Origin of the sequence: Streptomyces sp. NPDC020489 (assembly GCF_044386545.1) — a bacterium.
Lineage (GTDB): Bacteria > Actinomycetota > Actinomycetes > Streptomycetales > Streptomycetaceae > Streptomyces.
This window is the reverse complement of record NZ_JBIRUZ010000001.1, coordinates 155,260-170,017: the sequence shown is the minus strand read 5'-3', so window position 1 is coordinate 170,017 and position 14,758 is coordinate 155,260. Positions and strand designations below refer to the sequence as shown.

Annotated in this window: 13 protein-coding genes; 3 read left to right on the top strand and 10 right to left on the bottom strand. The window is 71.8% G+C overall.

The window, feature by feature from the left end:
* Positions 1-10: 10 nt before the first annotated feature.
* The 4 genes from ACH41F_RS00695 to hrcA all read right to left on the bottom strand — a co-directional run bounded on the left by ACH41F_RS00695 (position 11) and on the right by hrcA (position 4,122).
* Complete coding sequence (locus ACH41F_RS00695; RefSeq protein WP_398831910.1) at positions 11-751, bottom strand: 16S rRNA (uracil(1498)-N(3))-methyltransferase; 741 nt, start codon at positions 749-751, stop codon at positions 11-13.
* Entirely contained in the window at positions 748-1,833 is a 1,086-nt protein-coding gene (locus ACH41F_RS00690; RefSeq protein ID WP_391229113.1) for a nitronate monooxygenase, read from the bottom strand. The genes ACH41F_RS00695 and ACH41F_RS00690 overlap by 4 nt, the downstream gene beginning before the upstream one ends.
* 135 nt (positions 1,834-1,968) lie before the next feature.
* Positions 1,969-3,105 carry a molecular chaperone DnaJ gene (gene dnaJ / locus ACH41F_RS00685; RefSeq protein WP_391229112.1) on the bottom strand — a complete coding sequence of 379 codons (1,137 nt, stop codon included), beginning with the start codon at positions 3,103-3,105 and terminating at the stop codon, positions 1,969-1,971.
* A complete protein-coding gene (gene hrcA / locus ACH41F_RS00680) occupies positions 3,106-4,122 on the bottom strand; it encodes a heat-inducible transcriptional repressor HrcA (RefSeq protein ID WP_391229111.1) in 1,017 nt (338 codons plus the stop codon). It lies immediately after the preceding gene.
* 150 nt (positions 4,123-4,272) lie between these two features.
* On the opposite strand from hrcA, the gene ACH41F_RS00675 reads away from it, so the two are divergent.
* Complete coding sequence (locus ACH41F_RS00675) at positions 4,273-5,004, top strand: MBL fold metallo-hydrolase (protein ID WP_391229109.1); 732 nt, start codon at positions 4,273-4,275, stop codon at positions 5,002-5,004.
* A gap of 31 nt (positions 5,005-5,035) precedes the next feature.
* Positions 5,036-5,839: a DUF3097 family protein gene (locus ACH41F_RS00670; RefSeq protein WP_391229108.1), complete on the top strand. Its 804-nt coding sequence runs from the start codon at positions 5,036-5,038 to the stop codon at positions 5,837-5,839.
* Between the two features lie 97 nt (positions 5,840-5,936).
* On the opposite strand, the gene hemW is transcribed toward ACH41F_RS00670, so the two are convergent.
* From hemW to lepA, 3 genes are all read right to left on the bottom strand, one after another.
* Positions 5,937-7,169, bottom strand: coding sequence for a radical SAM family heme chaperone HemW (hemW, locus tag ACH41F_RS00665; protein WP_391229107.1), 1,233 nt, complete (start codon positions 7,167-7,169; stop codon positions 5,937-5,939).
* Between the two features lie 512 nt (positions 7,170-7,681).
* Positions 7,682-9,556: an AMP-binding protein gene (locus ACH41F_RS00660; protein WP_391229106.1), complete on the bottom strand. Its 1,875-nt coding sequence runs from the start codon at positions 9,554-9,556 to the stop codon at positions 7,682-7,684.
* A 228-nt stretch (positions 9,557-9,784) separates the two neighbouring features.
* Positions 9,785-11,653, bottom strand: a complete 1,869-nt coding sequence (gene lepA, locus ACH41F_RS00655) for a translation elongation factor 4 (protein WP_391229104.1) — start codon at positions 11,651-11,653, stop codon at positions 9,785-9,787.
* Between the two features lie 232 nt (positions 11,654-11,885).
* On the opposite strand from lepA, the gene rpsT reads away from it, so the two are divergent.
* The gene (gene rpsT / locus ACH41F_RS00650; protein WP_391229103.1) at positions 11,886-12,152 is read left to right on the top strand and encodes a 30S ribosomal protein S20; all 267 of its coding nucleotides are present in this window, start codon (positions 11,886-11,888) and stop codon (positions 12,150-12,152) included.
* A gap of 353 nt (positions 12,153-12,505) precedes the next feature.
* Here rpsT and holA read toward each other — a convergent pair whose 3' ends face one another.
* From holA to ACH41F_RS00635, 3 genes are all read right to left on the bottom strand, one after another.
* A complete protein-coding gene (holA, locus tag ACH41F_RS00645; RefSeq protein ID WP_391229102.1) occupies positions 12,506-13,489 on the bottom strand; it encodes a DNA polymerase III subunit delta in 984 nt (327 codons plus the stop codon).
* Between the two features lie 122 nt (positions 13,490-13,611).
* Entirely contained in the window at positions 13,612-13,857 is a 246-nt protein-coding gene (locus tag ACH41F_RS00640) for a hypothetical protein (protein ID WP_391229101.1), read from the bottom strand.
* 39 nt (positions 13,858-13,896) lie between these two features.
* A complete protein-coding gene (locus tag ACH41F_RS00635; RefSeq protein ID WP_391229099.1) occupies positions 13,897-14,754 on the bottom strand; it encodes an arylamine N-acetyltransferase in 858 nt (285 codons plus the stop codon).
* Positions 14,755-14,758: the final 4 nt, after the last annotated feature.

Below are 14,758 nucleotides of genomic sequence, written 5' to 3'. Positions count from 1 at the left end.
CCCCTCGGGGTCAGGACCAGCGGCCGGTGCGGGCGAGGAGCACGGCGGCGGCCGCGGTCCCGGCGGTCGATGTACGCAGCACGCTACGCCCGAGCACGTAGGGCTTCGCCCCCGCCTGTGCGAACAGCGCCAACTCCTCCGGGGAGACGCCCCCTTCGGGGCCCACCACCAGCACGATCTCGCCCGCGGTGGGGAGTTCGACGGTGGCGAGCGGTTCGTCACCGCTCTCGTGGAGCACGGCGGCGAAGTCGGCCCGGGCGAGGAGGGCGGCGACCTGCTTGCTCGTGGCGAGGTCGGCGACCTCGGGGAAGCGTCGGCGACGGGACTGCTTGCCGGCCTCGCGGGCGGTGGCCCGCCACTTGCCGAGCGCCTTCAGACCGCGGTCGCCCTTCCACTGGGTGATGCAGCGGGCGGCCTGCCAGGGCACGATCGCGTCGACGCCGGTCTCGGTCATCGTCTCGACGGCCAGCTCGCCGCGGTCACCCTTGGGCAGGGCCTGCACGACGGTGATGCGCGGCTCCTCCATCGGCTCCTCGCTCACCGAGTCCAGCTGGACGATCAGCCGGTCCTTGCCCTCGGTGCCGAGCACCACGCAGTCGGCCCAGCGTCCGGCCCCGTCCGTGAGGATCACGTCCTCGCCGGGTGCGAGCCGCTTCACGGAGACGGCGTGCCGCCCCTCGGGCCCGTCCAGCACGTAGTGCCCGCCACCCCCGGCCCGGAAGTGCTCGACCACGAACACGGGCGCCGTCATCGGACGTCACCGCCCTTGGGCAGGCGCGACAACGCTGTCGCGGCGTCGGCGAGTTCGGCGGCCAGGACCTCCACCAGCTGTCCGGCGGGCAGTTCGCGCGCCATCCGGAACCCCTGTCCGGCCCACAGCGCCATGCCCTGCGCGTCCTTGGCCTTGGCGGCGGCCTTGCGCAGCGGCGAGGTGAGGTGGTGGACCTCCGGGTAGGCGGCGGGGGCGTACCGGCCGTGCTCGCGCAGGAAGCGGTTGACCAGGCCGCGGGCGGGGCGGCCGGAGAAGGCCCGGGTCAGCTCGGTGCGCACGAACAGCGGGTCGGTGAGCGCCTGCTTGTGCACGTCGGCGGCGCCGGACTCGGAGGTGGCGAGGAAGGCGGTGCCGAGCTGGGCGGCACTGGCTCCGGCGGCGAGGACGGCGGCGATCTGGCTGCCGCGCATGAGGCCGCCGGCGGCGACGATCGGGATGCCCACGGTCTCGCGGATCTGTCCGACGAGCGCCAGCAGCCCGGTGCCGGTCCCGTCGTTCTCCGGGATGTCACGGTGGGTGCCCTGGTGTCCGCCGGCCTCCACGCCCTGCGCGATGACCGCGTCGGCGCCGGCGCGCTGCACGGCGAGGGCCTCCTCGGCGGTGGTCGCGGTGACCAGGGTGAAGGTGCCGGCGCGGCGCAGGGAGTCGAGGACGTCGGCGCTCGGCACGCCGAAGTGGAAGGAGACCACCGGCACCGGGTTGTCGAGCAGGACGGCGAGCTTGGCGTCGTAGCCGTCGTCGCGGCCGCTGTCGGGGTCCCCGAGCTCGGTCTCGTACCAGGCGGCCTCGCCGGCCAGCTGGTGGGCGTAGACGTCGACGGCGCCGCGGTCGGCGTACTCGGGCTGCGGCAGGAACAGGTTGACCCCGAACGGCCGCCCGGTCAGGCCCCTGAGCTGCTTGATCTCCTGGTACATCCCGTCCGCCGTCTTGTACCCGGCGGCGAGGAATCCGAGCCCCCCGGCGTCGGACACGGCGGCGGCGAGACGCGGCACGGAGACGCCGCCCGCCATGGGGGCCTGCACGATCGGATGGGGGAAGAGATCGGTCAGCGCGGAGGACATGCCCGCATGGTGCCACGTCCACCGGACAGGACCGAATCCGGCCCACGAGCGGCATAGTCCAGAGGAACAGGCCGTGGGCGAGGGGGCTGGGGACCGGCCCCGAGCCGGTCGGTCCCAGCCCCCGCCACCCGACGGTCAGCGACCGTTGAACGCGTCCTTCAGGCGCGAGAACAGCCCCTGCTGCCCCGGCTGGAACTGGCCCTGCGGCCGCTCCTCGCCGCGCAGCTTCGCCAGCTCGCGCAGCAACCGCTCCTGCTCCGGGTCCAGCTTCGTCGGCGTCTGCACCTCGACGTGGACGATGAGGTCGCCCCGACCGCCACCGCGCAGGTGCGTGACGCCGCGGCTGTGCAGCGGGATCGACTGGCCGGACTGGGTACCGGGCCGGATGTCGACCTCCTCCAGACCGTCCAGCGTCTCCAGCGGCACCTTCGTGCCCAGCGAGGCCGCGGTCATCGGGATGGTGACCGTGCAGTGCAGGTCGTCGCCCCGGCGCTGGAACTGCGAGTGCGGCATTTCGTGGATCTCGACGTACAGGTCGCCGGCGGGACCGCCACCGGGCCCGACCTCGCCCTCGCCCGCGAGCTGGATCCGGGTGCCGTTGTCGACACCGGCGGGGATCTTCACGGTCAGGGTGCGCCGGGAGCGGACCCGCCCGTCGCCCGCGCACTCGGGGCACGGCGTGGGGACGACCGTCCCGAACCCCTGGCACTGCGGACACGGCCGCGAGGTCATGACCTGCCCGAGGAAGGACCGCGTGACCTGCGACACCTCACCGCGTCCGCGGCACATGTCACACGTCTGGGCGGAGGTGCCCGGCGCCGCGCCCTCACCACTGCATGTGGTGCACACGATCGCGGTGTCGACCTGGATGTCCTTCGTGGTGCCGAAGGCCGCCTCGTCGAGCTCGATCTCCAGCCGGATCATCGCGTCCTGGCCCCGCCGCGTACGCGACCGCGGGCCCCGCTGGGACGCCGTACCGAAGAACGCGTCCATGATGTCCGAGAAGTTCCCGAAGCCACCGGCCCCGAAGCCGCCCGCGCCACCGCCGCCGGCCTGCGAGAGCGGGTCGCCGCCGAGGTCGTAGACCTGCTTCTTCTGCGGGTCCGAGAGCACCTCGTAGGCGGCGTTGATCTCCTTGAACCGCTCCTGGGTCTTCGGATCGGGGTTGACGTCCGGGTGCAGCTCGCGCGCGAGCCGACGGAACGCCTTCTTGATCTCATCCTGCGACGCGTCGCGGCGCACGCCGAGAACGGCGTAGTAGTCCGTGGCCACTTACGACTCCGCCAGGATCTGTCCGACGTACCGTGCCACTGCGCGTACCGCTCCCATCGTTCCCGGGTAATCCATGCGGGTCGGTCCGACCACGCCGAGCTTGGCGACTGCCTCGTTGCCCGAACCGTAGCCGACCGACACCACCGAAGTGGAGTTGAGTCCCTCGTAGGCGTTCTCGTGACCGATGCGTACGGTCATGCCCGAATCCCCGGCCTCGCCAAGCAGCTTGAGGAGCACGACCTGCTCCTCCAGCGCCTCCAGGACGGGCCGGATGGTGAGGGGGAAGTCATGTCCGAAGCGGGTGAGATTGGCGGTGCCGCCGATCATCAACCGCTCCTCGTTCTCCTCGACGAGCGTCTCCAGGAGGGTGGAGAGCACCGTGGAGACAGTGCCCCGGTCCTCCAGGTCGAAGCCTTCGGGGAGGTCCTCGACGAGCCTGGGCACATCGGTGAAGCGCCGCCCGGCGACCCGGCTGTTGAGCCGGGCCCGCAGATCGGCGAGCGAGCTCTCGCCGAACGGCGCCGGGCAGTCGATCATCCGCTGCTCGACCCGCCCGGTGTCCGTGATCAGCACGAGCATCAGACGCGCGGGCGCGAGGGCGAGCAGTTCGACATGGCGCACGGTGGACCGGGTGAGCGAGGGGTACTGCACCACCGCGACCTGCCGGGTGAGCTGCGCGAGCAGCCGTACCGTCCGGGCCACCACGTCGTCGAGGTCGACGGCGCCGTCGAGGAAGTTCTGGATGGCGCGCCGCTCGGGCGCGGTCATCGGCTTGACGCCCGCGAGCTTGTCGACGAAGAGCCGGTAGCCCTTGTCCGTGGGGATGCGCCCGGCACTGGTGTGCGGCTGGGCGATGTACCCCTCGTCCTCCAGGGCGGCCATGTCGTTGCGGATCGTCGCCGGGGAGACGCCGAGGCTGTGTCGCTCGGTCAGGGCCTTGGAGCCGACCGGCTCCTCGGTGCCGACGTAGTCCTGGACGATGGCACGCAGCACCTGAAGCCTGCGTTCACTCAGCATCGCGCGCACCTCCAGATGTCGTTCCCTCGGCTCCCCGCCTGGCACTCTGTCCGTCCGAGTGCCAGCGTTCCCCGGCCAGTGTACGGCGGTGGGGTACCGCCCCGGCAAGGACGGTCCCGCCGCGACCCCGCGTACGGCTAGCGTCGCGGTATGACGGTGACTTGGGAAGAGCTGGAGTGGGAGCGGCTGGCGTCCGGCGTGGGCCGGTGCCGTCTGCCGGGCTGGGACTGCACGGCGGGGCTGGTCGTCGGGGTGGACACCGCCCTGCTGATCGACGCCGGGTCGAGCCTCGCGGAGGGCGCGCGGCTGCGGGCCCAGGCGGAGTCGCTGGCCGGCCACCGTGTGACTCATCTCGCGCTGACCCACCCCCACTTCGACCACGTGTTCGGGGCAGCGGCCGTCGCGGACGCGGAGGTCTTCGGGCCGGTCGGCATGGACGCGCTCCTCGAGCAGCAGCAGACACGTGCGGAACTGCGGGCGGACGCGGTCCGCAACGGCCTGGACGAGCGGCTCGCCGACGAGGCGCTGGACGCCCTGCCCCGCCCCCGCCACCTGGTCTCCGGCGAGTGGACCCTCGACCTCGGCGGCGGCCGCCAGGTCCTGCTGGCCAACGTCGGCCCCGGCCACACCGGCCACGACCTCGTCGTGCTGGTGCCGGGCACCCCGGAGGTGGTCTTCTGCGGCGACCTGGTCGAGGAGTCCGGCGAACCGCAGGCGGGCCCCGACGCCGTACCGTCCCGGTGGCCGGCGGCGCTGGACCGGCTCCTCGACCTCGGCGGCGAGGACGCGCTGTACGTGCCGGGTCACGGAGCGGTGGTGGACGCGGCGTTCGTCCGGGGGCAACGGGACGCGCTGGCCGCCCGTTTCGGCGTGTCGCGCTAGGCGGTCCGGCGCTTCTCCTATCGTCATCCGAATGCGCCAGTACTCAGCCGACCTGACCCCTCCCTGGAAGAAGCCCAAGGCCGCCCCCGAGGTCCCGGCGGAGCCCGGCCTGGTGGTCGAGGAGCCCGGCACCGGGTTCTGCGGCGCGGTGATCCGCTGCGAGGCGGGCACGGTGACCCTGGAGGACCGGTTCGGCAAGCACCGGGTGTTCCCGATGGAGCCGCGGGGCTTCCTGCTGGAGGGCCGGGTGGTGACGCTGGTCCGCCCCTCGGCCGCCGCTCCGGCACGTCCGAGCCGTACCGCCTCCGGTTCGGTGGCCGTCCCCGGGGCACGCGCGCGCGTGGCCCGCGCCGGCCGCATCTACGTCGAGGGCCGGCACGACGCGGAGCTGGTGGAGAAGGTCTGGGGCGACGACCTGCGCATCGAGGGCGTGGTCGTGGAGTACCTGGAGGGGGTCGACGACCTGCCCTCGATCGTCGCCGAGTTCGCGCCCGGCCCGGACGCCCGCCTGGGGGTCCTCGTGGACCATCTGGTGCCGGGCACGAAGGAGTGGCGCATCGCACAGCAGGTGACGAGCGAGCACGCCCTGGTCGTCGGTCACCCGTACATCGACATCTGGGAAGCGGTGAAACCGTCGGCCCTGGGCATCGCCGGGTGGCCGAAAGTCCCCCACGGCCAGGACTGGAAGACGGGCGTATGCCGGGGGCTGGGGTGGCCTTCGGAGAACACGGGGGCGGTGTGGCAGGCGATCCTGAAGCGAGTGAACTCCTACAAGGACCTGGAGCCGGAGCTCCTGGGCCGCGTGGAAGAACTGATCGATTTCGTCACGACGTGACCCGGGGCCCCTCAGGGACCGAGGGAACCGCACCCACCCAGGGGCGCGGGGAGCTGCGCGACCAGCCACGACAGACCCGCAGCCGCCCCACAGCCTCTCAGTCCACCAGGTCCCGCACCACCGCGTCGGCCAGCAGCCGCCCCCGCAGCGTCAGGACGGCACGTCCCCTCGCGTACGGCGCCTCCTGGAGCAGCCCCTCCGACAGCGCGCGCCGGGCGGCCGTGAGCCCCCGTTCGCGCAGCAGGTCCAGCGGGACCCCTTCCCGGAGCCGCAGCTCCAGCAGGATCCGTTCGACCCGGCGGTCCTCCTCGGAGAGCAGCTCGCGGCCCGCGCCCGGCGACCTGCCCGCCGCCAGCGCGGCGGCGTACGCCCCTGGATGCTTCACGTTCCACCACCGCACCCCGCCGACGTGCGAGTGCGCTCCGGGCCCCGCGCCCCACCAGTCGGCGCCCCGCCAGTACAGCTCGTTGTGCAGGCAGCGGCCGGCGTCGGAGGTGGCCCAGTTGGAGACCTCGTACCAGTCGTAGCCCGCGGCCGAGAAGGTGTCCTCCGCGATCAGGTAACGGTCCGCGTGCACGTCGTCGTCGGTCATCGGGACCTCGCCCCGGCGGATACGACGGGCCAGCTGCGTGCCTTCCTCGACGATCAGGGCGTAGGCGCTGACGTGGTCCGGTCCGGCGCCGATCGCCGCCTCCAGGGACGCCCGCCAGTCGTCGTCGGACTCGCCCGGGGTGCCGTAGATGAGGTCCAGGTTCACGTGCTCGAAGCCCGCCGCGCGGGCCTCCGCCACGCAGGCCTCGGGGCGGCCGGGGGTGTGGGTGCGGTCGAGCACCTTCAGCACGTGCTGCCGGGCGCTCTGCATGCCGAAGGAGATCCGGTTGAAGCCGCCCTGGCGCAGGGTGGCCAGATACGCCGGGTCCACCGACTCCGGGTTCGCCTCCGTCGTCACCTCCGCGTCCGGCGCGAGACCGAACTCGTCCCGGACCGCGGCCAGCATCCGGACGAGGTCGCCGGCGGCCAGCAGGGTGGGCGTACCGCCGCCGACGAAGACCGTGCGGACCTGGCGGGGGTCGTCGCCGAGGACCTTGCGGGCCAGGCGGATCTCGTCGATCAGGGTGTCCGCGTAGTTGTCACGGGAGGCGAGGACGCCGCCGGTGCCGCGCAGCTCGGTCGCGGTGTAGGTGTTGAAGTCGCAGTAGCCGCAGCGGGTCGCGCAGTACGGAACGTGCAGGTAGAACCCGAGGGGGCGGTCGGCGGCCCCGGCGAGCGCGGACGCGGGGAGCGCACCGTCGTCGGGGACGGGCTCGCCGTCGGGGAGTGCGGAAGGCATGCCGTCCATTGTCCAGGACGGGGCGGGGTGCTCGGCGGGAGCGGCGGGGAGCCGCGCGGCGGCCGTCGGGGCGCGTTCCGCGATCGACGGGGCGGGGTGGTCGGGGGGAGCCGCGCGCCGCCCGTCCGGGCGCGTTCCGCGGTCAACAGGGCGGGGTGCTCGGCCGGAGCCGTGGGGAGCCGCGCGCCGCCCGTCCGGGCGCGTTCCGCGATCGACAGGGCGGGGTGCTCGGCGGGAGCCGTGCGCCGCCCACGCCGGACGCGGTCCGCGATCAGCGGGCTGGTGGCTCCGGCGCGGCCCACGGGGCGGCGGGCCCGGCCCGACCCGCGGAGCGGTGAGCCCGGCGCGGCCCACGGGCCAGTGGGCCCGGCGCGACCCGCGAGCGCGAGACCGGCGCCGTCGCCTGGGCAGGCAGCGCGCGTCAACTGCCCGGGCGCCCGGGGAACCGCGCGACCGGCCGCCGCCACGACGACGCCACCGGCCGACGCGCCCCGCCGCCCGCCGCCCTCGCGCTACGCCTCGCGAGTCCCCGCGTACATCTCCTCGATCAGGTGCTTGTACTCCCGCTCCACCACCGGCCGCTTCAGCTTCAGGCTCGGCGTGATCTCGCCGTGCTCCACGTCGAGGTCCCGCGGCAGCAGGCGGAACTTCTTGATGGTCTGCCAGCGCTGGAGACCCTCGTTGAGCTCCTTGACGTAGCCCTCGATCATCGCGACGGTCTCCGGCGCGGCCACCACCTCGGCGTACGACTTGCCGCCCAGCCCGTTCTCCTCGGCCCAGCCGAGGATCGACACCTCGTCCAGCGCGATGAGCGCCGTGCAGAAGTTCCGGTCGGCGCCGTGCACCAGGATGTTGGACACGTACGGGCACACCGACTTGAACTGGCCCTCGACCTCGGTCGGCGCGATGTACTTGCCGCCGGAGGTCTTGAACAGGTCCTTCTTGCGGTCGGTGATCCGCAGGTAGCCGTCGGGCGACAGCTCGCCGATGTCACCGGTGTGGAACCAGCCGTCGGCCTCCAGCACCTCGGCGGTCTTCTCCGGGAGCCCGTGGTAGCCCTCCATGATGCCGGGGCCGCGCAGCAGGATCTCGCCGTCCTCGGCGATCCGCACCTCGGTGCCGGGCAGCGGCTTGCCGACCGTGCCGGTGCGGTACGCCTCGCCCGGGTTCACGAAGGAGGCCGCGGAGGACTCGGTGAGGCCGTAGCCCTCCAGGATGTGGATGCCGGCGCCGGCGAAGAAGAACCCGATCTCCGGGGCGAGGGCAACGGAGCCGGAGACACAGGCGCGCAGATGGCCGCCGAAGGCCTCGCGGATCTTGGCGTACACCAGCTTGTCGGCGACCGCGTGCTTGGCGGCCAGGCCGAAGGGCGCGCTGGCGGTGCCGGTGCGGCGGAAGTTGTCCTGGGTGACCTTGGCGTACTCGCGGGCGACGTCGGCGGCCCAGCGGAAGATCTTGTACTTGGCGCCGCCGCCCGCGCGGGCCTTGTTGGCGATGCCGTTGTAGACCTTCTCGAAGATGCGGGGGACGGCCGCCATGTACGTCGGCTGGACGACCGGCAGGTTCTCGATGATCTTGTCGACCCGGCCGTCGACGGCGGTGACGTGCCCGACCGCGATCTGGCCGGAGGTGAGCACCTTGCCGAAGACGTGCGCGAGCGGCAGCCACAGGTACTGCACGTCCTCGGCGCCGACCAGGCCGGTCGCGGCGATGGCCTTGGCCATGTAGGCCCAGTTGTCGTGCGGGAGCCGGACGCCCTTGGGGCGGCCCGTCGTACCCGAGGTGTAGATGAGGGTGGCGAGCTGGTCCTTGGTGATCGCGCCGACCCGCTCCTTGATCAGGTCGGGCTCCTTCTCCAGCCGGGCCGCGCCCCGGGCCTCCAGCTCGGCCAGGGAGAGCACCCAGTCGCCGGTCTCCACGCCCTCGGCGTCGATGACCACGACATGGTGCAGGTCGGGCAGCTCACCGCGCTTGTCCCGCGCCTTGGCCAGTTGCTCGGCGTTCTCCGCGAACAGCACCCGGCTGTCGGAGTCGGAGACGATGAACGCGGACTCGTCGGCGTTGGTCTGCGGATACACCGTGGTGGTGGCGGCACCGGCGCACAGGATGCCGAGGTCCGCGAGGATCCACTCGATCCGGGTCGCGGAGGACAGGGCGACCCGCTGCTCGGGCTGCACCCCGAGCTCGATCAGCCCGGCGGCGATGGCGTGGACCCGCTCGGCGGTCTGCCCCCAGCTCAGCGACTTCCACTCGTCGGGACCCTCACCGGAGGCCGGGGGCACCGGGTAGCGGTACGCCTCGGCGTCGGGTGTGGCCGAAACGCGCTCCAGGAAGAGGGTCGCCACGCTCGGCGGACGGTTCTCGATCAGGGTCTGTGTGTCGCTCACGACATCCTCCGGGGCCCGCGACAGTGCGGCGGCTGCTCAGTGCGGCTGGTGTGCTCTCGCGCGTTGTTTAACTCACGAGTAACCATCGAGTGGAGATCAGACTAGAGCGCGACCGCCCCCTATGTAAGGGGCGGCGGGCTGTCACTTCCTACAGTGCGCGACGTTACGCACGCGTAGGGCCCATCGCGCTCGGACGCGACAGGCCCCTGTTCACGCGGAAGTACGCGGTTACTTCTTGCCCTTGCCCGAGCCCGCGTTCTCGTCGCTGCTCAGCACGGCGATGAAGGCCTCCTGCGGAACCTCCACAGAGCCCACCATCTTCATCCGCTTCTTGCCCTCCTTCTGCTTCTCCAGCAGCTTGCGCTTACGGGAGATGTCACCGCCGTAGCACTTGGCGAGGACGTCCTTGCGGATGGCGCGGATGGTCTCGCGGGCGATCACCCGGGAGCCGATGGCGGCCTGGATCGGCACCTCGAAGGCCTGCCGCGGGATGAGCTCCCGCAGCTTGGCGACCAGCCGCACGCCGTACGCGTACGCGGCGTCCTTGTGGGTGATCGCCGAGAAGGCGTCCACCTTGTCGCCGTGCAGCAGGATGTCGACCTTGACCAGGCTGGAGGTCTGCTCGCCGGTGGGCTCGTAGTCCAGGGAGGCGTACCCGCGCGTCTTGGACTTCAGCTGGTCGAAGAAGTCGAAGACGATCTCCGCGAGCGGCAGGGTGTAGCGGATCTCGACTCGGTCCTCGGAGAGGTAGTCCATGCCGAGGAGGGTGCCGCGCCGGGTCTGGCACAGCTCCATGATCGCCCCGATGAACTCGGAGGGAGCGAGGATCGTCGCGCGTACGACGGGCTCGTACACCTCGTTGATCTTGCCCTCGGGGAACTCGCTCGGGTTGGTGACGACGTGCTCGCTGCCGTCCTCCATGACCACCCGGTAGACCACGTTCGGCGCGGTGGCGATCAGGTCGAGCCCGAACTCGCGCTCCAGGCGCTCGCGGATCACGTCCAGGTGGAGCAGCCCGAGGAAGCCGACACGGAAGCCGAAGCCGAGGGCGGCGGAGGTCTCCGGCTCGTAGACCAGCGCGGCGTCGTTGAGCTGAAGCTTGTCGAGGGCCTCGCGCAGCTCCGGGTAGTCCGAGCCGTCCAGCGGGTACAGGCCGGAGAAGACCATCGGCTTCGGGTCCTTGTAGCCGCCGAGGGCCTCCGTGGCGCCCTTGGACTGGCTGGTGACGGTGTCACCGACCTTGGACTGACGGACGTCCTTCACCCCGGTGATGAGGTAGCCCACCTCACCGACGCCGAGGCCGTCGGCCCCGAGCATCTCGGGTGAGTTCGTGCCGATCTCCAGCAGCTCGTGGGTGGCGCCCGTCGACATCATCTTGATCCGCTCACGCTTGTTGAGCTGGCCGTCGATGACACGGACGTAGGTGACCACGCCTCGGTACGAGTCGTACACCGAGTCGAAGATCATGGCGCGGGCGGGCGCGTCCTTGACGCCGACGGGCGGCGGAACCTCGCGGACGACCTTGTCGAGCAGCGCGTCGACACCCACGCCCGTCTTGGCGGAGACCTTCAGCACGTCCTCGGGGTCGCAACCGATGAGGTTGGCGAGCTCCTCGGAGAACTTCTCCGGCTGGGCGGCCGGCAGGTCGATCTTGTTCAGTACGGGGATGATCTTGAGGTCGTTCTCCATCGCCAGGTACAGGTTGGCGAGGGTCTGGGCCTCGATCCCCTGGGCGGCGTCGACGAGGAGGACGGTGCCCTCGCACGCGGCCAGCGACCGCGAGACCTCATAGGTGAAGTCGACGTGCCCGGGGGTGTCGATCATGTTGAGGATGTGCGTGGTGCCGGGGTCCGTGGTGGGAGCCCACGGCAGACGCACCGCCTGGGACTTGATCGTGATGCCACGCTCGCGCTCGATGTCCATACGGTCGAGGTACTGAGCACGCATCTGCCGCTGCTCGACCACACCGGTCAGCTGGAGCATCCGGTCGGCGAGAGTGGACTTGCCGTGGTCGATGTGCGCGATGATGCAGAAGTTGCGGATCAGAGCCGGGTCGGTACGGCTCGGCGCGGGCACATTGTTAGGGGTCGCGGGCACGCAGGGTCCTGATTCTTGAGGTATCCGCAGGGTCAGCAGCGGCTCGGGTCGGATCGATACGTAGGCTCCATGGTCCCACGGCGGGCGACCGGGGACCGTTTTGGGCCGTCGGGCGAGGCCCTGGTAGCCTGGGTGGCTGTGTCTCATGCCCTCTCAGCGCGAGGCACACCCCAAGAAATCACCTGGCATGGGGCCCGTGCGGTCCCGCGCCTGAACCTGAGAAGGCTCATCAGTGGCGAACATCAAGTCCCAGATCAAGCGGATCAAGACCAACGAGAAGGCCCGGCTGCGCAACAAGGCCGTCAAGTCCTCCCTGAAGACCGCGATCCGCAAGGCCCGTGAGGCCGCTGCCGCGGGTGACGTCGAGAAGGCCACCGAGTACCAGCGCGCTGCCGCGCGTCAGCTCGACAAGGCCGTCGCCAAGGGCGTCATCCACAAGAACCAGGCTGCCAACAAGAAGTCGGCGCTCGCTTCCAAGGTCGCGTCCCTCAACGGCTGACACTTGATTTGACGCCGGACGGACCCGAGCGGGCCCTCTCTCTTCCGCTCCCGACCGGCCCACAAGAGCCCGTACGCGGCCTGCGTTCGCCACGCGGGTACGGGCTCGACATCTTGCACCGAGGCCCCGGAGCCCGCCCTTCCCCAGGGCGGAATCCGGGGCCTTCGGCATGGTCGAGGTCCTTGTTCTCAGCCCGTCCGGCGTTTGAGGACGAGGCCCGTCCAGGGCCGACGGGGGTTCGGGGGCGGAGCCCCCAGGACCGGGGTCGAAGGGGCAGCGCCCCTGGGGACGGGAACGGGTAAGGGCGGCGGGGGCGCAAACACCCCACCGCGGACCACCCGCTCTCCTACCCCCTACCCCCGCGACCGCGCCGCCCGGGCGATGGTGACGACCGCCTTCTCCAGCGCGTACTCGGGATCGTCCCCGCCCCCCTTCACCCCCGCGTCCGCCTCGGCCACCGCCCGCAACGCGACGGCGACCCCGTCCGGGGTCCACCCCCGCATCTGCTGCCGCACCCGGTCGATCTTCCACGGCGGCATGCCGAGCTCCCGCGCGAGATCCGCGGGCCGCCCGCCCCGCGCCGACGACAGCTTCCCGATCGCCCGCACCCCCTGCGCCAACGCACTGGTGATCATCACCGGCGCCACCCCGGTGGACAGCGACCACCGCAACGCCTCCAGCGCCTCCGCGGCCCGCCCCTCGACCGCCCGGTCGGCGACGGTGAAGCTCGACGCCTCGGCCCGCCCGGTGTAGTACCGCCCCACGACCTCCTCGTCGATCGTCCCCTCGACATCGGCGACCAGCTGCGACACGGCCGACGCCAGCTCCCGCAGATCGCTGCCGATGGAGTCGACGAGCGCCTGGCACGCCTCGGGCGTGGCCGACCGCCCGGTCGCCCGGAACTCCTGCCGCACGAACGCCAGCCGGTCCGCCGGCTTGGTCATCTTCGGACAGGCGACCTCCCGCGCCCCCGCCTTCCGCGCGGCGTCGAGCAGTCCCTTGCCCTTCACCCCGCCGGCGTGCAGCAGCACGAGGGTGATCTCCTCGGCGGGCGCCGAGAGATACGCCTTCACGTCCTTGACGGTGTCGGCCGACAGATCCTGGGCGTCGCGTACGACCACGACCTTGCGCTCCGCGAAGAGCGAGGGACTGGTCAGCTCGGCGAGCGTGCCAGGCTGCAACTGGTCCGAGGTCAGGTCCCGTACGTCCGTGTCGGCGTCGGCGGCCTTCGCGGCGGCCACCACCTCCCGCACGGCGCGGTCGAGCAGCAGGTCCTCCTGTCCCACGGCGAGCGTCACCGGGGCGAGGAGGTCGTCATTCGCAGTCTTCTTGGCCATCGCGTACAGCATGGCACGCGCCACTGACACGACGACCGGTACGGCCGCACCCCGCCGCCGGCTCGCGGCACCCCCGGCGTTCCCGGCGCCCCCGGCACACCCCCGGCACCCCCGGTCGAGCGTCACGGCTCCTCGCGCCACCCCTCCCACTGCCCGGCGAACTCGTCCAGCTCCCCCGGATCCAGTCGCCCCTCCTCGTCCCGCAGCACGACGAGCCACTGCGCGTCCTCGGCGTCGTCCTCCCCCGCCAGCGCGTCCCGAACGATCTGCGGCTCCTCAGCCACCCCGAACCGCTCCCCGAGCTCCTCCACCACCGCTTCCGCGGCATCCCGGTCGGGCAGCACCAGCACATGTCTCACATCACTCACAGCCCCATTCTCCGGCACGCCACCGCAAGCCGACCTCGCTCACCCCTTCTCGTCGGCCCCCTGGCCCCCGCCGCCGCCCCGCACCACCGGCACCCGTTCCAGTTCGATCCCGAACCGCTCCCGGTACACCCCGAGCACCTCCTCGTCGGTCCCCAACTCCCTTACCTCGCGGGTCCCGTCAGCCGCCGTCGCCGTGAAGGTCCGGCCGCTGAGCGTGATCCGGCCTCCCTCCTCCGTGACCAGCGAGCACACCAGTGAGCGGGTGAAGTGCGAGGCCGGCGAGGTGGTGTGCCACCAGGCGCCGGCCACGAAGTCGCCGAGCACCCGGGGCCGCGCCTCCAGCCGGTACTGGGGCCGGCCGTCCCTGAGGACGTCCAGGTCGGCCGCCTCCGCCACCGTGTGCCCACCCCGTACCCCGGCCGCGTCCGCCCCGGCCTCGACGATCCGGAACGTGCCGCCGGGATCCACCTGCTCGCCCCGCGCCCCGATGGCCAGGGGATGGTGACTGTGCGCCCCGAAGCCGACGTCGGCCAGCCAGTCGCCGCCGTCCACCGTCCGCACCCGCAACGCGAGATGGTCGTACGGGACGCCGAGCCGCCCCTCCTCCCCGTACACCCGGGCCGCGAGCAGCGTCACCTCGAAGCCCAGCGCCGCGAGCAGCGCCCCGAAGAAGCCGTTGAGTTCGTAGCAGAAGCCGCCCCTTCGCGCCCCCACCACCTTGTCCAGCAACCGCTTCTCCTCCAGCACGATCTCCTCACCGAGATGGACCGACAGGTTCTCGAAGGGGACGGTCCGCAGGTGGCGCAGGTGCAGTTCACGCAGGACGTCCACGGTGGGCCACGCCGGGTACTCGGCACCGAGGCGGCGGAGACAGGCATCAACCTGTGCGGAATTCATGCCG